The organism is Alcaligenes sp. YSL9, assembly GCF_030515105.1.
Taxonomy (GTDB): Bacteria; Pseudomonadota; Gammaproteobacteria; order Burkholderiales; family Burkholderiaceae_B; genus Alcaligenes; species Alcaligenes phenolicus.
This window is the reverse complement of sequence record NZ_JALXJU010000003.1, coordinates 519,197-537,926: the sequence shown is the minus strand read 5'-3', so window position 1 is coordinate 537,926 and position 18,730 is coordinate 519,197. Positions and strand designations below refer to the sequence as shown.

At 56.7% G+C, this 18,730-nt stretch carries 17 protein-coding genes; 8 read left to right on the top strand and 9 right to left on the bottom strand.

Annotation, left to right across the window (positions count from 1 at the left end; genetic code table 11):
- Nucleotides 1-85: 85 nt before the first annotated feature.
- A complete protein-coding gene (gene pyrE / locus M2Q46_RS15065; protein WP_009460379.1) occupies nt 86-760 on the bottom strand; it encodes an orotate phosphoribosyltransferase in 675 nt (224 codons plus the stop codon).
- Nucleotides 761-813: 53 nt separating this feature from the next.
- On the bottom strand, nt 814-1,704 hold the full coding sequence (locus tag M2Q46_RS15060; RefSeq protein WP_035270402.1) for a LysR family transcriptional regulator: 891 nt from the start codon (nt 1,702-1,704) through the stop codon (nt 814-816).
- Nucleotides 1,705-1,923: 219 nt separating this feature from the next.
- Here M2Q46_RS15060 and M2Q46_RS15055 point away from each other — a divergent pair, with 219 nt between their 5' ends.
- The 3 genes from M2Q46_RS15055 to M2Q46_RS15045 all read left to right on the top strand — a co-directional run bounded on the left by M2Q46_RS15055 (nt 1,924) and on the right by M2Q46_RS15045 (nt 4,058).
- Nucleotides 1,924-2,325: a DoxX family protein gene (locus M2Q46_RS15055; RefSeq protein WP_026484436.1), complete on the top strand. Its 402-nt coding sequence runs from the start codon at nt 1,924-1,926 to the stop codon at nt 2,323-2,325.
- Between the two features lie 56 nt (nt 2,326-2,381).
- Nucleotides 2,382-3,191: a class III extradiol ring-cleavage dioxygenase gene (locus M2Q46_RS15050; RefSeq protein ID WP_060186651.1), complete on the top strand. Its 810-nt coding sequence runs from the start codon at nt 2,382-2,384 to the stop codon at nt 3,189-3,191.
- A 72-nt stretch (nt 3,192-3,263) separates the two neighbouring features.
- Complete coding sequence (locus M2Q46_RS15045; RefSeq protein ID WP_088452074.1) at nt 3,264-4,058, top strand: exodeoxyribonuclease III; 795 nt, start codon at nt 3,264-3,266, stop codon at nt 4,056-4,058.
- A gap of 24 nt (nt 4,059-4,082) precedes the next feature.
- Here M2Q46_RS15045 and M2Q46_RS15040 read toward each other — a convergent pair whose 3' ends face one another.
- The 3 genes from M2Q46_RS15040 to M2Q46_RS15030 all read right to left on the bottom strand — a co-directional run bounded on the left by M2Q46_RS15040 (nt 4,083) and on the right by M2Q46_RS15030 (nt 8,239).
- Nucleotides 4,083-4,412, bottom strand: coding sequence for a cytochrome c5 family protein (locus tag M2Q46_RS15040; protein WP_035270399.1), 330 nt, complete (start codon nt 4,410-4,412; stop codon nt 4,083-4,085).
- A gap of 195 nt (nt 4,413-4,607) precedes the next feature.
- Nucleotides 4,608-5,753 (bottom strand): copper-containing nitrite reductase, encoded by a 1,146-nt coding sequence (gene nirK / locus M2Q46_RS15035; protein ID WP_009458792.1) that lies wholly within the window; start codon nt 5,751-5,753, stop codon nt 4,608-4,610.
- Nucleotides 5,754-5,959: 206 nt separating this feature from the next.
- Nucleotides 5,960-8,239, bottom strand: coding sequence for a nitric-oxide reductase large subunit (locus tag M2Q46_RS15030; RefSeq protein ID WP_026484439.1), 2,280 nt, complete (start codon nt 8,237-8,239; stop codon nt 5,960-5,962).
- A gap of 306 nt (nt 8,240-8,545) precedes the next feature.
- On the opposite strand from M2Q46_RS15030, the gene norR reads away from it, so the two are divergent.
- Complete coding sequence (norR, locus tag M2Q46_RS15025) at nt 8,546-10,087, top strand: nitric oxide reductase transcriptional regulator NorR (RefSeq protein ID WP_203145436.1); 1,542 nt, start codon at nt 8,546-8,548, stop codon at nt 10,085-10,087.
- Nucleotides 10,080-10,778 (top strand): Crp/Fnr family transcriptional regulator, encoded by a 699-nt coding sequence (locus M2Q46_RS15020; RefSeq protein ID WP_060186649.1) that lies wholly within the window; start codon nt 10,080-10,082, stop codon nt 10,776-10,778. The genes norR and M2Q46_RS15020 overlap by 8 nt, the downstream gene beginning before the upstream one ends.
- 8 nt (nt 10,779-10,786) lie before the next feature.
- Here the strand turns inward: M2Q46_RS15020 and M2Q46_RS15015 are convergent, their stop codons facing one another.
- The 3 genes from M2Q46_RS15015 to ispB form a co-directional block, all read right to left on the bottom strand.
- Entirely contained in the window at nt 10,787-11,590 is an 804-nt protein-coding gene (locus M2Q46_RS15015) for an SUMF1/EgtB/PvdO family nonheme iron enzyme (RefSeq protein ID WP_052159303.1), read from the bottom strand.
- A gap of 217 nt (nt 11,591-11,807) precedes the next feature.
- Nucleotides 11,808-13,037, bottom strand: a complete 1,230-nt coding sequence (gene gltS / locus M2Q46_RS15010; protein ID WP_035270394.1) for a sodium/glutamate symporter — start codon at nt 13,035-13,037, stop codon at nt 11,808-11,810.
- Nucleotides 13,038-13,290: 253 nt separating this feature from the next.
- A complete protein-coding gene (ispB, locus tag M2Q46_RS15005) occupies nt 13,291-14,256 on the bottom strand; it encodes an octaprenyl diphosphate synthase (protein WP_009458758.1) in 966 nt (321 codons plus the stop codon).
- Nucleotides 14,257-14,429: 173 nt separating this feature from the next.
- Here ispB and M2Q46_RS15000 point away from each other — a divergent pair, with 173 nt between their 5' ends.
- From M2Q46_RS15000 to M2Q46_RS14990, 3 genes are read left to right on the top strand one after another with little or no spacing between them, the layout of a single operon-like run.
- Nucleotides 14,430-15,296 (top strand): ATP-binding protein, encoded by an 867-nt coding sequence (locus M2Q46_RS15000; RefSeq protein ID WP_009458756.1) that lies wholly within the window; start codon nt 14,430-14,432, stop codon nt 15,294-15,296.
- Nucleotides 15,289-16,290: a Nudix family hydrolase gene (locus tag M2Q46_RS14995; protein ID WP_083054679.1), complete on the top strand. Its 1,002-nt coding sequence runs from the start codon at nt 15,289-15,291 to the stop codon at nt 16,288-16,290. The genes M2Q46_RS15000 and M2Q46_RS14995 overlap by 8 nt, the downstream gene beginning before the upstream one ends.
- A complete protein-coding gene (locus M2Q46_RS14990) occupies nt 16,287-17,012 on the top strand; it encodes a hypothetical protein (RefSeq protein WP_022983621.1) in 726 nt (241 codons plus the stop codon). The genes M2Q46_RS14995 and M2Q46_RS14990 overlap by 4 nt, the downstream gene beginning before the upstream one ends.
- A 237-nt stretch (nt 17,013-17,249) precedes the next feature.
- Here M2Q46_RS14990 and M2Q46_RS14985 read toward each other — a convergent pair whose 3' ends face one another.
- A complete protein-coding gene (locus tag M2Q46_RS14985) occupies nt 17,250-18,725 on the bottom strand; it encodes an efflux transporter outer membrane subunit (RefSeq protein ID WP_254002289.1) in 1,476 nt (491 codons plus the stop codon).
- Between the last annotated feature and the right edge of the window lie 5 nt (nt 18,726-18,730).

Genomic DNA, 18,730 nt, shown 5'->3' with positions numbered 1-18,730 from the left:
GACTCTACGCTTAACGGATACAAAAACACCAGGCCAAGGCCTGGTGTTTTTTTACTGCTGAACTCTGCTTAACAAACGCAGATGATCAGACACCGTAGCGGTCGCGGTAGGCTTTCACTTGAGGAGCATGAGCCGCCAAGGTGGTATCGTCCGCCAGCACCGCCATGATGTCAGCCAAAGAGGCAATGCTGATCACAGGAATACCGTAAGTCTGTTCCACTTCCTGCACTGCAGAATGCGCGGACAGTTCCTGATCGTTACCGGCGCGCTCCATGCGATCCAGAGCAATCAGCACCGCGGCAGGTTCTGCACCTGCGGCCTTGATGATCTGCATGGATTCACGCACGGACGTACCCGCTGTGATCACGTCATCAATAATCACGACCTTGCCTTGCAAAGGAGCGCCCACCAGGGTGCCGCCTTCGCCGTGGTCTTTGGCTTCCTTGCGGTTGAAAGCAAAAGGCACATCACGCTCACCGATTTGCGGGTGCTCAGCCAGGGCAATCGAGGTTGCGGCAGCCAGAGGAATCCCCTTGTAGGCGGGACCAAACAGCATGTCAAAAGACACGCCCGAATCCAGCAAAGCCTGAGCATAGAAACGGGCCAGCTGACCCACACTACGTCCCGTATTGAACAGGCCGGCATTGAAGAAGTAAGGGCTCAAACGGCCAGACTTGACCTTGAATTCCCCAAAGCGCAGCACTCCCTGTTCCAGGGAAAAGCGCACAAAATTGCGACGATTATCGTTATTAGCCGACATGACAGAGTATGAAAAAGATAGAGACGAAAAGCATTTTAGCGTGATGTGAGCCATCACTTGGCAGGTTCGGCCAGTTCTTCCAGCAAGAAGTCGATAAAACTGCGCACTTTAGGTGTCAAATAGCGACGGCTGGCATAGACGGCATGCAGCTGCTGCAGCTCTTCGGTGTAATCGGGCAACAGGCGAACCAGCCGACCACTTTCCAGATCATCCATCACCAGCCACTCCGGCAAATAGGCCAGCCCTGCTCCACCCAACGCACTGTAATAAGTCAGATTGGTGTTATCCGAACGCATGAAAGGATTCAGGCGCAAGGACTCCGGCCCGTCCGGCCCCAAAAATTCAAAACTGGGCTGCTGTAAATAACTGGGGCTGATAGCCGGCAGACGCATCACCTCCGCACAGTTACGCGGCATGCCGTGCTGGGCCACAAACTCCGGGCTGGCCACCAGATGAAAGGGCGTGGGGCAAATAAGACGTGCAATCTGATGCGGCGCAGGCTCGCGCATCACCCGCAAGGCCAGGTCAAAACCTTCCGCCACTAAATCCACTTTGTGATTGCTCAGGCTCATGTCCAGAGTCACTTCCGGAAAGCGCGTTTGGTAATCCTGCAACAGCTGCGCCACTTTGCGGTTGGCAAACCATACGGGGGCCGTCACTCTCAACACACCTTGGGGCTGATGCTCAGAACCCGACAATGCCTGCTGTCCGCGCTCCAGGGTATCGAGTGCCTGCAAGCAATAATCAAAGTAGGTTTGCCCCAACTCTGTCAGGCTCAAACGACGGCTGCTGCGATGGAGCAAGCGGGCGCCCAGCTGTTTTTCCAGATTGGCCAAGTGCTTGCTGACCATGGGCGCAGACATATCCAAGCGTTGCGCCGCCGCTGCAAAGCTGCCCGCTGCGACGATTTCCCGGAACACCCGCAAACTCTGAATCGTATCCATGCTTTCCTAATAAGAAAGTAACTAATGAAAAGAGGCCTGTTTATTTCCTGATAGTAATTGATTAATCTTGAACGAGCGCTAACCCGGTGCCTGTCTGGGCCTTGAATGGGCGGGACCAGCACCAGGATGTCATCACGTCATGCCTGACACAGAGCTTTTGTCACTACGCCGGGCCAGTGCTTCGTTTACCGATACTGTCAACTTTCCAAAGGAACATACATGAGCGCCCTTACCTCTAGCTGGACTCCTCGCATCCTTAGCCTGCTGCGCATCGTTACAGGCTATCTCCTGCTGACACACGGTACTGCCAAGATCCTGGGTTTCCCCAAAGTAGACATGTTTGCCAACCTGCAAATCAGCTCCATTTACGGCATTGCGGGCATTCTGGAACTGGTTCTGGGTGTCTTGCTGGTGATTGGTCTGTTCTCTCGTTTTGCGGCCTTTATCGCTTCGGGCCTGTGCGCTTTCGCCTACTTTATTGGCCACGCCAGCGGCAGCACCTTCGCAACCCCTATCCTCAATGGCGGTGAGGCGGCAGTTCTGTTCTGCTTTGCCTTCCTGTACCTGGCCTTTGCCGGCCCAGGCCCATGGAGTATTGACGCAGGCCGCGGCAAAGCCTGACGCCTTAACCAACCCCTTATCCCCTGCCCCTATCAGGGCAGGGGCAGGAGATCATCATGACAATGCCCACCTACTTCATCTCGCATGGTGGCGGACCCTGGCCCTGGATGCCTGAAGCGCAAACCATGTACGCCCCGCTGCGTGCTGCCTTGCAGGATATTCCACGCCAATTGGGGCGCACACCCAAAGCGATCTTGATGGTCTCCGCCCACTGGGAAGCTCAACAAGCCAATCTGCTGGTTGCCGCCGCAGCACAACCGAGCATGGTGTACGACTATTACGGCTTTCCATCCCACACGTACGAGATTCACTACCCTGCACCAGGCGATCCTGCTCTGGCCCAACAGGTCTGTAATTTGCTGGAAGGCGCTGGCCTGCCCACTCATCTGGATTCGCAGCGTGGCTTTGACCACGGTGCATTCGTACCGGCTTATGTGATCTATCCGCAAGCCAAAGTGCCTATGGTGCAACTGTCCATTCACGCGAACTACGACCCGGCCCTGCACTACGCCATGGGCGAGGCGCTTGCGCCTTTGCGAGACGAAGAGGTGCTGATTATTGGCAGCGGTCTGAGCTATCACAACCTGCGCAATATGGGCCCTGGCGGTGTGCAGCCCTCTGCCCAGTTTGATGCCTGGCTGCATCAAAGCCTGAGCCTGGAGGACCCTGCCGCCCGTCGTCAGGCCTTGATGGACTGGGAACAGGCCCCGGCCGCACGTATTGCCCATCCCCGCGAAGATCACCTGGTTCCCCTCATGGTGGCCGCTGGTGCTGCGCGTGGCGACGCAGCGCATCGCTTCCACCACGAAACCCAGGCCTTTGGTGGCTTGACCGTGTCCAGCTACCGCTTCGGCTCAGCGTCGTAACAAGCTCTGACGGCCACTGACATCCAGGCAGGTTACGGGTTAAAGTGCTGACGCTATAAGGAGAATTGCCACGTGTTACGCGTCACCTCGTTAAACGTCAACGGTATTCGGGCCGCCTTTCGTAAAGGCCTGCCCGCCTGGCTGGAAGCCCAGAAACCTCATATTGTCTGCATGCAGGAAATCAAGATCAGCGAGCCTGATCTGACCCCCGATTTGACCAACCCCGGTCAATACCACGGGCATTTCCACCATGCTCAGAAAAAAGGCTATAGCGGTGTAGGCCTGTACCTGAACCACAAGGCAGAAAGCGTGGCCGAAGGCATGGCCTGCGAAGAGTTCGATGCTGAAGGCCGCATTATCCGCGCCGACTGGAACGACCTTAGTGTGATCAGCGCCTACCTGCCCTCGGGTTCATCGGGCGACGAGCGTCAAACCGCCAAGTACCGCTTTCTGGATCATTTTGAGCAATGGATTAATGGCTTGATGCAGGAACACCTCGATACCGGCCGCGAGTTCATTATTTGCGGTGACTGGAATATTGCGCACCACGAAGCCGATTTGAAGAACTGGAAAGGCAATCTGAAAAACAGCGGTTTTCTGCCAGAAGAACGCGCCTGGATGAGCAAAGTGCTGGGCGAACTGGCTTGGGTGGATGTGTACCGCAGCCTGCATCCCGATACCACGGACGAGTGCTACACCTGGTGGAGCAACCGCGGCCAGGCTTGGGCCAAAAATGTGGGGTGGCGCATTGATTATCAAATTGCCACCCCAGGTATTGCTGCCAAGGCGCGCAGCGCAACGGTCTATAAGGAAGAGCGTTTCAGCGACCACGCGCCACTGACGGTTGATTACGACTGGAGCCTGTAAATCCAGCCTGAAAAAGCCAGCGCCTTAGCTGGCTTTTTCAATCATGTAGCGCACAACGCTACGCAATTGTTCATCGGTTGCTTTAGGTGCTGCACCGCGTGGGGGCATGGCGCCCTTGCCGTTCAGCACAACTTGCATCAAGGCGTCTTCGCCTTGGGCGATCAGGGGCTCCCAACGAGCCTTGTCACCCAAACGAGGGGCATTGGCCATACCCGATGCATGACAGACCATACACGAAGACTTGTACAGCTTGAGAGCTTCGTCCGAGTTGGCATGTGCTGCAGGTGCGGCGGCCAGCAAAAACAAAGCGGCCATTGCGGAGTACATCATGGTGGCGGGGCGATAGGTTCTCATGGGTTTACCCTTTAAACAGTCGGCATGAATGCATGCCTGGCTGATACTTCGTTTTCTGTACAAGAGGCCCGTTTTTCATGGTTCGAACCTCTTGCGTTTTCACTAGCTAATCACTATTCAATAACTGCCTTGAAGCCCGGCGGAATTGATAAGTGCTTCTGGTCCTCAATTCCGCGTACCGGGTGCCAACCCTGCTTAGCCCTTGATCGGGCCGGGAGGGCTGACTTGCTTCATCAAGTCGTCGTTCCATTCGCCTTCGACCAGAACGTGACCTGCTGCGCCCAGTTCCATGGCTTCGATCAGGTTGTGGTTCACATAGGCGTACACACCAGGCTGCTTGAAGGTGTAGAGCGCCACACCGGCCGAACCGCCGCGAATGAACCAGGTTTCCAGGTTCTTGGCAGGTGGATCATCAAACTTGCCCAGTTCCCAAACCCAGTCACCGTGACCACCGATCAGGTGAGGACGGGTGTCGCGGTTGGCCTGCGAGTGAATGAACAGCACGGTTTCACCCACGTTGGCCTTCATGGCACCGTCGCCCATCAAGGCACCGACCTTGCCGTTGAACACCACGTGGCTGGGGATCAGACCACGCATGGCTTCCAGGGTGTCGCCATAGCTTTCAGCCGAGGAACCATACTTTTTGAAGTTGCCCTTTTCATCACGAGGGATGTAGAGGTCAAACTCGCCAATGGTGTAGACACGGTCGTAATGCAGCGAGTTGCCCGCCGAATCCTTCAGGCCGTCGCGTGGCAGCACCATGACGGTACCGTGCATGCCCTGGACCACGTGCCAGGCTACAGAGCCTTCGGGTGCGCAGTGGTACACAAACGTACCGGTACGGTCGGCCTTGAAGCGCAAGGTGGCTTGTTCGCCGGGGTTCACGTTGGTCAACTTGGCACCGCCCAGCGCGCCAGTCGAGGCGTGAAAGTCGATGTTGTGCGGCATAGTGTTGCTGGCCGGGTTGACCAGAGTCAGCTCCAGGTAGTCGCCTTCATGCACAACCATGGTGGGGCCGGGCATGGAGCCATCAAACATCATGGCGTGCATGGTGGTGCCATCGCGATCGACCACGATCTCTTTTTCCACGATGCTCATGCGGAACTCCACCACGCGAGGCTCGGGACCTACTTTCTGCTCGTGCTTGTGGACCATAGGAGGCGCAACCAGATCCACCTTGACCCGCTCCAGCTTGGCGATCTGGGCTTCTGTACGCGCGGCCAGCCAGGGCGCGTTCTTTTTTGGTGCAGCCGTCTCGCGGGCTTGTACTTGAGCCGCCAGCAAAGTCGTTCCTGCGGCGACACCTAGGCCAGCACTTTTCAAGAAATGACGACGTTCCATACTACCTCCGGTTTGATCCAGGCGTGATGCCTGCTGATTAAATGTTATTCAGATCTAACAGTTACAGGATGTATTGGACCGCAATCAGACTTCCCGCTCTTTGCTGCAGCGCAAGCATCTCGCATAAGCAACAAAAAAAACCGCCCGAAGGCGGTTTTTTTCATAGACGGAATCTCACAGAAAAAACAGACCGTCCTTAAACAAGATCACGATGCTTTTACTGCACCTGCAGCATTGGCAGCGGCACCGCGACGGCCAGCCATGATACGTACCCAAACCTGCTGGAACACAATCAATGCACCGGCAATGAACACAACGTCACCCAAGGTACGCCACCAGCGCAGGGATTGCAGGATAGGCTGCTGCATGAACTCTTCGCTGCGGGCATACCACATGCCTTCCGAGATGCTGGCCCAGGCCTGAATAATCCCGGCTGGCAGCAGGCTGACGAACATCATCAGCACCAGACCCAGGTTCAGCGTCCAGAAGCCCCAGCTCATCAGGCGATCGTTGTAACGAACCTCGGGCGAGATATAACGCACCACCAGCAAGACAAAGCCCAAAGACAGGAAGCCATACACACCGAACAAGGCTGCGTGAGCATGCAATGGCGTGGTGTTCAAACCCTGGATGTAGTACAGCGAGATAGGTGGGTTGATCAGGAAGCCAAACACACCAGCACCCAGCATGTTCCAGAAGGCCACGGCCACAAAGAACATGACGGGCCAACGCAGATCACTCATCCAGCTGGCTTGTTTCTGCATCTTCCAGTTATGGAAAGCTTCGTAGCCCAACATGATCAAAGGCACCACTTCCAACGCGCTGAAGGAAGCACCAATGGCCATGATCGGCGTGGTCGTACCCGAGAAGTACAGGTGGTGCAAAGTACCAGGCACACCACCGACCAGGAACAGCGAGGCCGCTGCCAGACCCGCAATCGTGGCACTACGCTTGGACACCAGACCCAAGGTCAGGAAGATAAAGCCCATGGCAACCGTTGCAAAGACCTCGAAGAAGCCCTCAACCCACAGGTGAACCACCCACCAGCGCCAGTACTCCATGATGGTGATATTGGTGTGCTCGCCATAGAACAAGCCGGTACCGTAGAACAGACCAATGGCTACGGTAGAGATGGTCAACAGAACCAATAAATGGTTGTCGCCCTTGTCACGACGCAAGGCAGGCCACATGCCACGCAACATCAGCAGGAGCCAGAAAGCCAGACCAATGAACTTGATGATCTGCCAGAAACGGCCCAGATCCAGATACTCATAACCCTGGTGACCGAACCAGAAGTTCAGCTCGGGGGGCAGGATGTTTTTGATGGCCAGGAAGTTGCCGGCAAAAGAACCAATAAAGAGTACAACCAGAGCGCCGAACAGAACGTCCACACCCAGACGCTGGAACTTCGGATCCTCGCCCCCATTAATCAATGGCACAAGGAACAGACCAGCGGTCAGGAAGCCACTGGCAATCCACAAAAGGGCTGCCTGAATATGCCAGGTACGGGTCAAGGAGTAAGGGAACCACTGCGACACGTCTATGCCATAGAACATCTGGCCTTCAACCGTGTAGTGCGCCGTAAAGCCGCCCAGGAAGACCTGGATGACAAACAGGGCAACCGTCAGGAAGGCATATTTTTTCAGGGCACGCTGCGAAGGGGTCAGGCGAAATGCCAGAACCGGATCAGTGGCCGGTGCAACAGGGGCTTCCTCTTCTTTGTGCGTAAAGGCCCAGATCCAGACCAGCAAACCAATACCGGCCAGCAAGAGCACGATACTGACAATGGACCAGACGATATTGGCCGTGGAAGGATGGTTATCCACCAAGGGCTCATGTGGCCAGTTGTTGGTATAGCTGACGGTAGTGCCAGGACGCTCCGTTACCGTGGCCCAGGACAGCCAGAAGAAAAAGCGGGTCATGTCCTGACGGCGCTGCAGCTCTGGCAAGGTGTTGTCCTTCATGGCGAAGCTCTCGCGGCTGGATTTCAGCTCGGGCGCATCACCAAACAGGTCGATGTAATACTGGGCAGTGGTGTCGATGGCCTTGGCGCGACGTTCGCTGATCTGCAATACGCCCGTCGCTTCATCAATGCGGTTAGGACGGTATTCGTCCTGCAGTTCCTGCCGCAAGGTGGCCTGCTGACTGGATGTCAGCTGATCATAGTTCAGCGAGTAGGTTTGCTGGGCGGCCAGATCCAGCCAGGCCAGAGCCTCCCGGTGCAGCCAGTCGGCGCTCCAGTCCGGGGCCTGGTAGGCCCCATGCCCCCAGATCGAGCCCAGCTGCATACCGCCAGTACTTTGCCAGGCGGACTGGCCACGATGTATCTGTTCCTGTGAGGTAAATTCACGGCCATCCGGTGTGACTACCTTGACGGGCATGGGGGGTGCCTGACGATACACCTCCACACCAGTCCATCCCAGGATGGCAAAGGTGACCATGGTGACTGCCACCAGGGACCACCATAGTTTTTTATAGCTACGCATTTTCTTCTCCGTCTCGCTGATGAATCAAACGACCCAATCCAAACAAGTCCTGGCAGGACCCAGTTACCTGGTCAAAACCTGTTTGGGTACGGCCCCGGAACGGGGGACGGACCGAAGTACACGCCTTGTAGCGATGTTCTGCTAAGTCGGGGGCCATGTCATAGTCCTTAAAAATGTATGACAAAACATCTAAAGCAAAGACCGTGCCAAGTCCTGGACGACATAGATCAAAGGGTTGCCGTCAGCCTGGGTATAAACTACCTCGACAAAACTGGGTATTTTTCACCATAAGGGTATTTTTCACCCATGCTAGATCTCTTGATTGCCGACCTTGCCACCGAGATTCCGGGGCCGTTACGCCTGCAGCGCATGGTGCATTTGCTGGCACGGCACTTTGGCTGTGATGCGGCGGGTTTGCTGAAGCTGGACGACACGGTGCTGCGCATTGTGGCGGCCAGTGGTCTGGGCCATGACACCCTGGGGCGTCACTTTGTCATTGCAGATCACCCCCGACTGACGCGGATCCTGAACTCCCCCAGCCTGACCCGCTTTGAACCCAACTGTGCCCTGCCGGACCCGTATGACGGCCTGCTTGATGACAAGCTGGGCCAGCCCCTGCCGGTGCATGATTGCGTGGGAATTACCTTGCAAGTCCAGGGCACGCCCTGGGGCATTCTGACGCTGGATGCCTTGCGACCAGGGGCGTTTTCAGCCTCCACGCTGGTGGAACTCAAGCACTGGTGTCTGGTGTTGGAAAGCGCAATTCGCATCAGCGAGCTGGAAGAAGAAAACCGCAGCTTGCGCCTGCTCTCCACCTTGCCGCCCGATTACCTGTCGCGCAATAGCTCGGCCGCCATCATTGGCAACAGCAAATCCCTGCTGGAGGTCATTCAATTGCTGGACACGGTGGCCACCTCCGAGCTGCCTGTGCTCTTGCTGGGTGAAACCGGCGTGGGGAAGGAGTTATTTGCACAACGCCTGCACCAACGCTCACCACGCCACAACAAACCCTTGATCTACGTGAACTGCGCTGCCCTGCCCGAGTCTCTGGCAGAAAGCGAATTATTCGGGCACGTAAAGGGAGCATTCTCGGGTGCCCATGAGAATCGGGCCGGGCGCTTTGAAGCGGCCCAGGGCGGCACCCTGTTTCTGGATGAAATAGGCGAGTTGTCTTTAACGATACAAGCCAAGTTGCTGCGTACTTTGCAGAACGGCGAGATTCAGCGCCTGGGGGCGGACCACCCCATCAAATTGAATGTACGTCTGGTTGCTGCCACAAACCGTGATCTGAGCCAGCAGATCGCCCAAGGTGGTTTCCGGGCGGACTTGTTTCACCGTCTGTCGGTTTTCCCCCTCACGATCCCCGCACTGCGCGAGCGCCATCAGGACATTCTGCTGCTGGCAGGCCACTTTCTGGAAACCAACCGTTCTCGTTTGGGATTGCGCGGAATTCGCTTATCCCCCGATGCAGAAGCCGCTTTACTGGCTTATCATTGGCCAGGTAATGTTCGCGAACTAGAACATTTAATCAGTCGGGCAACCATCCGCCTGCTGGTCGATACGCCAGATCGTAACCAAATATTTACGCTTAGCGCCGATAATCTCAATTTGTTACCTTCTACCCACCAGCCTGTCGCAGCGACCAGTACGGCTATTGGCTCACCTCGCCCATCCTTGCGTCAGTCCGTTGAGCAGCTGCAAAGCCGGCTGATTCGGCAAGCTCTGGATGAGACTGACGGTAACTGGAGCCAGGCTGCCCGGCAGCTAGGCATAGACCCCAGCAATCTGCACAAGCTGGCCAGCAAACTAGGGCTTAAAACCCGCTCAGAAAGCTTAAGTGATGACTGACATATCCTACCCCTCCTTGTTAGCCAGCCTGCCCGTTTTCTCCCAGCTGGACGCAACCAGCATCAACGAACTGTGGCAAGAGGGACGCCTGATCCACTACGACAAGGACAGCCAGGTCTTTCGTCAGGAACAAAGCAGCGACCACTTTTTTGTTCTGCTGCAAGGCCTGATCAAAGTCGTACGCACCATGCCCAATGGTTCACAACTCCTGGTACGTTTTGCCTTGCCCGGCGACGTAATTGGCATTGCCCCTGCCCTGCGCCGTCGCAACTATCCGGCAACCGCCATTAGCGTAACCACCAGCGCCGCATTGGCCTGGCCTGAAAAGTCCTGGGACAGCCTGACGCAACGCTTTCCTTGCCTGCTCAGCTCTGCACAAGACACGGTCGCGCAACGACTGAGCGATGCCGATGATCGCCTGCTGGAAATTCATAGTCTGGAAGTGGAGCAGCGACTGGCTCACAGCCTGCTGCGCTTGATTCGTCAGGTGGGTCAAAGCGGCGCACAAGGGACGTCCTTGAGTATTCCGGTAACCCGGCAAGATCTGGCCGACCTGGCCGGGACCACCTTGTACACGGCCAGCCGCGTCGTCAGCAGCTGGGATCATCAAGGTTTGATTCTGGCAGGCCGCAAGCAAATTACGATTGCGGACCTGGACAAGTTTGCACAAGCGGTTCTGGAACGCGGCTAAGCGCAGGTTTAGTCTTCAGTGACCAGACGCAGACCCAAGTAACGCGGTGGCACACCCACCGAACACGCCCCGGTTTTTGGGTCGCGGATAAAGTCGGGCATCACCGCAATGTGCTCGCCCCCCAGGGTACGGACACCGCAGTTTTCCAGGCGAGACTCTGCGCGTGGCATGCTGATACGGTGTACCCGGACATGACAGGTATTGGTCCATTCAGCCACCTGCCCGCCCGCATCAAACACCCCATAAGCATTGGCAACGCCCTGCCCCAAGGGTGCCAAGGGAACTTCCTGTTCCTGCTTGCGTTTGTAGCTCTCCTGATACTCCTGCAGCCACAAGGCAGCTTGCTCGTTTTCGTCCAGACCGCTTTGGGCCGACTCAGGCACTTTCTGGTCTGCGAAATAGCTCCACTCCAGGTAATCCGGCAGACGGAATTGCTTGCCGGTGCGCTCACTTAACCAGGCGGCGTAATCCTGGCCGTCTTGCCAGCTGACGCCGACCACCGGCATATTCTTGGCCTGTCCTTGGCCCACCGCATCGGCAGCTTTACAACGCTCGGCACGAACGCACTGATCGTACTCAAACTGACTGACCTGATACTTCATGGCTTTCAAGGTGGGAACAGGAGCGTACATCACCGTGTCGGATGCAATCAGACGCCCATCCAGCAAGTATTCACCAGCCTGCATAACTTCACGCGCCGGACCGGCCACTTCAACCAGCTCGGGCAAACCCGCTGGATTGCTGGGCTCGCCAGACGAACATCCGGCCAGAATGGCCACTAACAGCACGGATCCCACTACATGGCTTCGCATTGCGCACTCCCTAAAGACAAGCACAATTGAAGCCCAAGCGCCTGCAGGCGTCCTTGCGCCAAGGCAAACAGAGTCCTTAAGGACTCAAAAATAGAAGCGATCCAAGATTCACGATTCAACAACACAGGTAAAAAGAAAGCCCCTGGGACCGGATATCGATCCAAGGGGCTGTCTGACAAGGGCCGCGATATTGCTGATTGCGCCCACTTCTCGGTACTTAAGTCAGAAAATTCACAAAACCGGTAATGATCACGGCATTGAAGAAGTCGATGAACAAGGAGCCCACCAGCGGGATTACAAAGAAGGCCTTGCGTGATGGACCATTGTCTTCCGTAAAGGCCTGCATATTCGCCATGGCGTTAGGCGTTGCGCCCATACCAAAACCACAATGACCAGCCGACATCACCACAGCATCGTAGTCCTTGCCCATGACCTTGAAAGTCACGTAGCTGGCAAAGAAGAACATCAGCACCGTCTGGGCGATCAGGATGATCAACAGCGGGCCCGCTACTTCAGCCAGCTCCCACAGCTTCATCACCATCAGCGCCATGACCAGGAAGAAAGCCAGGGACACATTGCCCATGGTTTCAAACTCTTTTTCCGGCAAGCGATAACGACGCCAGTCGATCACATTACGGATGATGGCTGCCACCAGCATGGAGCCCAGGTAGGCTGGCAACACAATGCCGCGCTCGCCCAACCATTCAATGATGACACTGCCCACCCCAATCGCGATGGACAACAGGACTACGGCGTAAACCGGCATTTCAAAGCCACCATCGTCAACCTTAACGGTTTCCTTAACCGTGGTTTCCACCACATGAGGCGCATCTGCACCCTCATGCTGACGACGATGACGACGGTGTGGAGCAGGACCGTCGATATTGTATTTTTTCATCAAGCGCTTGCCCAAGGGGCCGCCGATGACACAACCCATCACCAGCCCCCAGGTCGAAGCCGCAATGGCAGCGGGCAAAGCACCGACAGCGCCGGCGTTCTCCAACATCGGGCCAAAGGCAGCAGAAGTACCGTGGCCACCCGTCATGGAGATCGAACCGGCGGCCAGACCCAGCAAGGGGTTAGCGTCCATGAGGGTCGCCAAGGTCACGCCCATCACGTTCTGCAAAATAATCAGGACAACCGCGCAGCCCAGGAACAAAGCAACGGCCAGACCACCCTTTTTCAGCAACTCGAAGCTGGCTGAAAAACCGATGGTCGTGAAAAAGGCCATCAGCAAGAAATTGCGTATATCGTCGTTAAACGTAAAGTTGAACGAGCCGGTCTGATGTCCAACCAAGGCAATCAGGGCAAAAATCAATCCGCCGATAATGGGGCTGGGAATGAAATAGCGGGCCAATACAGCAACGCGATTCTTTATATATTCTCCCAGCACGAGAAAGACAGCCGCCAAACCTACCGTTTGCGCGATATCGAGCTGAATGTTCATCTATCCGTTCCTTACATCTTTGGAATAAGGGGCCTGCACCTTTGTGTCTGACAGAGGCTTCAAACCAATTTGTTCAAATAGGCATGTCTATCGTCGCTACTTCGTCCTTGTGGGACAAAGGCATGACCACCAACAGCGTAGTAAAACCGAGAAAAATAACATGAACAGGCGCCTAATGACGCCAATTTCCCTGAATCGGCCCGCTTTATTACAAAAAAACCCGCCATGTGGCGGGTTGAGAAAGGCTGGAGACTTAGCGGTCGCGCTCGATGGAAAACGCGCACAAGCTCAGTAATACCTGCTTGAATTCGCTCTCGGGAACATCAGCCAAGGCCTGAACAGCCAGCTGGGCTTCTGCCTTGGCCGCTTCACGGGTATAGGCCAAAGCATCGGTTTGCTCGATAGCCTGTGCAACAGCGGCAAAATCCGCATCACCGGTTTCAATGGCCGACTTGATCAGCTGAACCTGCTCGGGTGTGCCAACTTCCATGACACGGATCAGTGGCATGGTGGGTTTGCCTTCGCGCAGATCGTCACCCACGTTCTTGCCCAAGGCCTGGGCATCACCGGTGTAATCGAGCACGTCGTCGACCAATTGGAAGGCGGTACCCAGGTGGCGGCCATAGGCGGCCATGGCTTCTTCCATTTCAGGCGAAGCACCGGCCACAATCGCCCCCACTTGCGCCGCCGCTTCAAACAGCTTGGCTGTCTTGTAGCGTACGACTTGCAGATAACGTTCCAGGGAAACGTCCGGGTCGTGTACGTTCAGCAGCTGCAAGACCTCGCCTTCGGCGATCACCGTGGTGGCTGCCGACAGCACGGCCATGGCCGGCATGGAGTTCGACTGCACCATCATCTCGAAGGAGCGCGAGTACAGGTAGTCGCCAACCAGCACGCTGGCGGCATTACCGTAGACCGCATTGGCCGTGTGGCGACCGCGTCGCATATCGGATTCATCGACCACATCGTCGTGCAGCAAGGTGGCGGTGTGGATGAACTCCACCACACCTGCCAACAGATGGTGCGTGCTCCCCTGATAAGCCAGCGCGCGGGCTACCAGCAACAGCAGCGCAGGACGCATGCGCTTGCCGCCAGCACTAACGATGTATTCGCCGATTGTGCGTATCAGCACCACATCCGAATTCAAGCGCTCACGAATGACGACATCAAGAGCCTTCATGTCGTCGGCAATAGGTTCAATCAGGGTGGACAGGTTCAAAACAGAATTCCGGACGAGTAAGGGAGGGGGCCGCTATCGGCCAACCGTAACTTGATGATTATACGATTTTGAATCGCTTTGGGCCTATTGTTACGCGTCAAGCACAACAGTGATCACAGAAAAAGGGGCCAAATTAGCGATAATAAGCATTTCAACCTGAAACGGAGACTGTCTTGAGTTCGCAAGACCTTAGTACCCTGATCAGCCGGGCCGAGCGGGTTCTCGCTCAACTGGAAGCCTGGCTGCCCCCTGCTCCACCCCCCATCAACTGGGATTCCATTGCTTTTCGCTGGCGTACCAATGGTTCGCGCGGCTGGCTTGAAGGTGTCCAGCACGTAGCCACCATCCAGACCGAAGACCTGCATCATATCGAACGCCAAAAGGGCATTATTGAGCGCAACACCCGCCATTTCCTGGCAGGCAAACCGGCCAATAACGTCTTGATGACAGGTGCTCGCGGTACGGGCAAAAGCTCGCTGGTCAAAGCCATGCTGGCCAAATTTGCCGATCAGGGCCTGCGTCTGATCGAAGTGGACAAATCCGATCTGGGCGACCTGGGCTACATCATTGACCTGATCAGCACCCGCCCCGAACACTTCATCATCTTCAGCGACGACCTGTCCTTTGAAGAAGGTGAAGCCGGTTACAAGGCGCTTAAATCCGTGCTGGACGGCTCGCTGGCCTCCCCTGGCGACAATGTACTGATCTACGCCACGTCCAATCGACGTCACCTGATGCCCGAGTACATGAAAGAGAACCTGAGTGCCTCCACGTCTGCAGACGGCGAGATCCACCCTGGTGAAGCCGTTGAAGAAAAGGTATCCCTGTCCGAGCGCTTTGGACTATGGTTGTCGTTTTACCCCTTTAAACAAGACGACTACCTGGACATTGTGTATTACTGGCTTGGCGCTTTGGGTTGCCCTGCAGAACACATTGAAAGCTCGCGTATGGAAGCCTTGCAATGGGCTCTGGAACGTGGCTCTCGCTCCGGCCGGGTAGCACGTCAATTTGCTAGAGATTGGACCGCTAGACATGTCTAAACCCACGTTGGAAGTGGCCGTTGGCGTTTTACTGAACCAACACGGCCAAGTGCTACTGGGAAAACGCCCAGCCGATAAACCCTGGCCGGGCTGGTGGGAACTGCCAGGCGGCAAGATTGAGGCGGGCGAGAGCGTCATACAGGCGCTGGTACGGGAACTGCGCGAAGAACTCGGCATTGAAACCACCCACGCACACCCCTGGGTTACCTATACACACGAATACCCCAAGAATTTCGTCAAACTCTCTTTCTGCCTGGTGCGGGAATGGGAAGGCGAACCCCAGTGCCTGGAAGGCCAAGAGCTTGCCTGGGTCAACCCTAAAGGTCCTTTGGAAGTCGGCCCTGTACTGCCTGCTACCGAACCGCCGCTTAAATGGCTGCAACTGCCCGAACGCTATCTGATTACCAACATCGACGAGCCGGCCCGCTTACCCGCCTATCTGGAACAACTGGAACAAGCCCTGCAACAAGGCCCGGCCTTGGTCCAGTTTCGTGAGCCAGCCTGGGCTGCCCGGCCCGATGCCGAATTCCATTTGCACCAAGCGTTCCTGCAAGTTGTGAACCTGTGCCAGCGCTACCAAGCGCGCTGCCTGGTCAATAGCCTGCACCCCGAGAGCTGGTGGGACCATGCCGATGGTGTGCATTTGCGCGCCAGCGACGCCCAAGCCCTGTCCGCGAAATGCCACGACACCCTGACGACATTTCCCGCAATCAGCAAAGGCCTGATCGGCATGTCCACGCACAATGAAAGTGATATTGAAATAGCCCGCAAAATCCAGGCGGACTTTCTGGTTCTGGGCCATGTCCTGGAAACCTCCTCCCATCCCGGCGATCCCGGCATGGGCTGGGCCCGTTTCGCCAGCCTGGCGGAACAGGCTGGACTACCTGTGTTTGCCATAGGCGGACAATCGGCCAAGACCTTGGCTGACGCCCGCAACCACGGTGCACACGGTATTGCCGGTATACGCCACATGCTGGACAACGACCCGGCATGACGCCACACGTCACTATTTCGGAACACGAAGGCGTACGCTACCTGCACCTGGGCTCTGCCTGGGTGCAGGGTGCGATGCGCCTGGATGCTCCCGATCAGCTAGAGCTGCACTACATTCGTCAAATGATGATCTGGACCTTGTTCCAGACCGATCCGCGCCGTATTGCCCAACTGGGCCTGGGCGCAGGTAGCCTGACGCGCTTTTGCTACCAGCATTTCCCCCAGGCGCGCATCGACGCCGTGGAAATCAACCCGGAAGTGGTGCAGGCCAGTCGCCTGCTATTCAATCTGCCGCCCGACGACGAACGCCTGAACGTGCACACGGTAGACGCGCTGGACTATCTGGATGCCGTCTACGGCGAGCTGGATGTGCTGCAAATTGATGTGTACTCCGACCAGGCCGAACACCCTGCCCTGGAAAGCGCAGCTTTCTATCAGGCCTGCCGCAAGGCTCTGGGGCCACAAGGACTGTTAACGGTGAATTTGCTGGGCTCGGAACTGGTCCATGCGCGCAATCTGCATGCGCTGCAAGAGAGTTTCCCGGCCGTGGTCTGGTTACCTGAAACCCATGATGGCAATCTGGTTGCCCTGGCCTTTGCTGACCCGCCGCAAATTGATTTTGATGACTTGTACCAGCGGGCTGAAGAGATCCACGCCACCCTGGGCTTGGCCGACGGCGAGGAATGGGTTGACGGGCTGTATGCCTGGATGGACCAGGACTGAGGCGGTTTCCGCGCACTATCAAGCAAGGAATGAGCCGCTATTGAACTACAAGCAAGCAAACTGCAGCCCCAAGCTTGGGATGTGGTTCAATCTTTGCTTGGTCCATACGGGCACAGCTCCGGTCCAGCCCCAGGCCGGAGAGCACGGTGAAACTGCTAAAACCAGCGCCAAGAAGCCAAACCAAACTTGGATCAGAGCAGATCGGATCAAATCGAATCAGGTCAGGTCAGGTCAGGCCTATTCTGTTTTAGCGGCAGAATCAGTTTCTAGCGCTTTAGACTCTTCGGGATTCAGACCTGTCGTCACATCCCAGCCACCGCCCAAGGCCACCATCAGTTTGACCGCCGCCCGCAGGCGTTGAGACTCCAGGTCCAAAGCCTGCCGCTCGGCCGACAGCGCCGTAGCCTGGGTTTGTGCCAGACTCAGGAAATCCACCAGACCAGCATCAAACTGATTGCGCGTCAGCCGCAGGGATTCGCGTGCCGCGGCCAGAGAACGCGCCTGGCTGGCTTGCTCCAGCTCCAGGCCATTGCGTTCAGACAAGGCATCTTCCACTTCCTTCAACGCATCCAGCACCGTCTGACGGTAGGCAGCCAATTGTTCGTCATAGCTGGCCTCGGCCTGCTCGACTTGCGCACGGCGTGCCCCAAAATCCAGCAAAGTCAGGGCAAAGGCTGGGCCCAGGGACCAGACACGCGCGGGTGCCGTCAGCCATTCGCTAAGATCACTGCTGCTGAACCCTCCACTGGCCTTCAGGCTCAGACTGGGAAACCAGGCAGCCTTGGCCACACCAATCTGGGCATTGGCCTGCGCCATGCGACGCTCGGCACGGGCCACATCGGGGCGACGTTCCAGCAAACTGGATGGCAGACCCACCGGAATATCCGGAGCAACAGGCCAGGGCGCATGAGGCACCACCTCAAACTGGGAAGGTGCGCGGCCTACCAACACAGCCATCGCATGCAGGTAGGTGGCCTTCTCGCGATTCAAGGCCAAGCGCTGGGTGCGAGCCCCCTCTAGCTGGCTTAAGGCTGCAGCCACATCTCCCGGTGCCGAAAACCCGGCGTCCAGGCGATTCTGATTGATTTGCAAAGAACGCTCGTACGCGGCCACGGTTTCATCCAGCACTCGCTCGCTGGACTCCACACTGCGGTACTGCAAATAAGTCTGTGCCAATTGAGACTGCAGGCTCAAGCGTGTAGCAGCCATATCCGCAGCACTGGCTTGCAGGCCAGCATCACCTGCTTCTACCTGACGGCGAATCCGCCCCCACAAGTCCACTTCCCAATTCACCGTGATGCTGGCGTCATAGGCGCTGCTGCTTTGGCTGGTATCACCCGACCCACTGCCACGCCTTGTCGTGCCGACCGAACTGCCTACTTGCGGGAACTGGGTCGAACGCGTGTTGGACAGGGTGGCCTGCGCCTGACGAACGCGTGCCTGTGCCTGCTGCAAAGTGAAGTTCTGCTCGTTCAGGCTTTGCATCAGGGTGTTGAGCACGCCATCGTTGAAGCTCTCCCACCAGGGGCCGCGGTCTTTCAAATCAGCCGGTTCGGCCTGCTTCCAGGCCGTGGACCGTACCTCTTCCCTGAAGTGCTCGCCCACCGGCGCTTCGGGCCGCTGATAATCAGGGCCAACAGCACATGCGGACAGGAGCAGCACCATCCCAGCCAGTGCGAAGCGCGGAAGAATCATGGCGTTAGAAGTAGGCATATCAG

Excerpts from the sequence above, each read along its gene's own strand:
- pyrE (WP_009460379.1), bottom strand. The coding sequence starts at position 760 with ATGTCGGCTAATAACGATAATCGTCGCAATTTTGTGCGCTTTTCCCTG.
- M2Q46_RS15060 (WP_035270402.1), bottom strand. The coding sequence starts at position 1,704 with ATGGATACGATTCAGAGTTTGCGGGTGTTCCGGGAAATCGTCGCAGCG.
- M2Q46_RS15055 (WP_026484436.1), top strand. The coding sequence starts at position 1,924 with ATGAGCGCCCTTACCTCTAGCTGGACTCCTCGCATCCTTAGCCTGCTG.
- M2Q46_RS15050 (WP_060186651.1), top strand. The coding sequence starts at position 2,382 with ATGACAATGCCCACCTACTTCATCTCGCATGGTGGCGGACCCTGGCCC.
- M2Q46_RS15040 (WP_035270399.1), bottom strand. The coding sequence starts at position 4,412 with ATGAGAACCTATCGCCCCGCCACCATGATGTACTCCGCAATGGCCGCT.
- nirK (WP_009458792.1), bottom strand. The coding sequence starts at position 5,753 with ATGGAACGTCGTCATTTCTTGAAAAGTGCTGGCCTAGGTGTCGCCGCA.
- M2Q46_RS15030 (WP_026484439.1), bottom strand. The coding sequence starts at position 8,239 with ATGCGTAGCTATAAAAAACTATGGTGGTCCCTGGTGGCAGTCACCATG.
- norR (WP_203145436.1), top strand. The coding sequence starts at position 8,546 with ATGCTAGATCTCTTGATTGCCGACCTTGCCACCGAGATTCCGGGGCCG.
- M2Q46_RS15020 (WP_060186649.1), top strand. The coding sequence starts at position 10,080 with ATGACTGACATATCCTACCCCTCCTTGTTAGCCAGCCTGCCCGTTTTC.
- M2Q46_RS15015 (WP_052159303.1), bottom strand. The coding sequence starts at position 11,590 with ATGCGAAGCCATGTAGTGGGATCCGTGCTGTTAGTGGCCATTCTGGCC.
- gltS (WP_035270394.1), bottom strand. The coding sequence starts at position 13,037 with ATGAACATTCAGCTCGATATCGCGCAAACGGTAGGTTTGGCGGCTGTC.
- M2Q46_RS14995 (WP_083054679.1), top strand. The coding sequence starts at position 15,289 with ATGTCTAAACCCACGTTGGAAGTGGCCGTTGGCGTTTTACTGAACCAA.
- M2Q46_RS14990 (WP_022983621.1), top strand. The coding sequence starts at position 16,287 with ATGACGCCACACGTCACTATTTCGGAACACGAAGGCGTACGCTACCTG.
- M2Q46_RS14985 (WP_254002289.1), bottom strand. The coding sequence starts at position 18,725 with ATGCCTACTTCTAACGCCATGATTCTTCCGCGCTTCGCACTGGCTGGG.